The 533-nt window shown below is 66.2% G+C and carries 1 protein-coding gene; it reads left to right on the forward strand.

Annotation, left to right across the window (positions count from 1 at the left end; translation table 11 throughout):
- On the forward strand, positions 1-533 hold a 533-nt coding region (locus tag AACY52_RS29910), incomplete at both ends, for a cation:dicarboxylate symporter family transporter (protein ID WP_339561317.1).

The following is a 533-nucleotide window of genomic DNA, read 5'->3' on the forward strand; positions in this document are numbered from 1 at the left end:
TAACGTCATCGCCGCCGCCGCCAATGGCGGCTTCCTGTCGCTGATTCTGTTCGCGTTGATCTTCGCCTTTGCGCTCACCCGGATCGATGCCACGGGCCGTACCGCGTTGCTGACCTTCTTTTCCGCGATCCGCGATGCGATGCTGGTGATGATCGGCTGGATCATCTGGATCGCGCCGATCGGTGTGTTCGCCCTCGCCCTGACGGTGGCCGCCAAGACCGGGACGGCAGCGGTCGGCGCACTGTTCCACTATATCGTGACGGTGTCCTCGGTCGGGATCGTGGTCAGCCTGTTTGCGGTGCCCGTCGCCATCTGGGGCGGCCGCATGGCGCTTGGGCGGTTCATCCGCGCCTCGCTGCCGGTGCTGGCGGTCGCGCTCAGCACGCAATCCTCGCTCGCCAGCCTGCCCGCGATGTTGCGCAGTTCGGAAGAGATGGATGTACCGGTGGCCACTTCGGGCGTGGTGCTGCCGCTCGCCGTTGCGATGATGCGCGCGACTGGCCCGGCGATGAACCTGGCGGTGGCGATCTATG

Source organism: Pseudomonas sp. EA_65y_Pfl1_P113, from assembly GCF_963970525.1.
GTDB lineage: Bacteria > Pseudomonadota > Gammaproteobacteria > Pseudomonadales > Pseudomonadaceae > Aquipseudomonas > Aquipseudomonas tritici.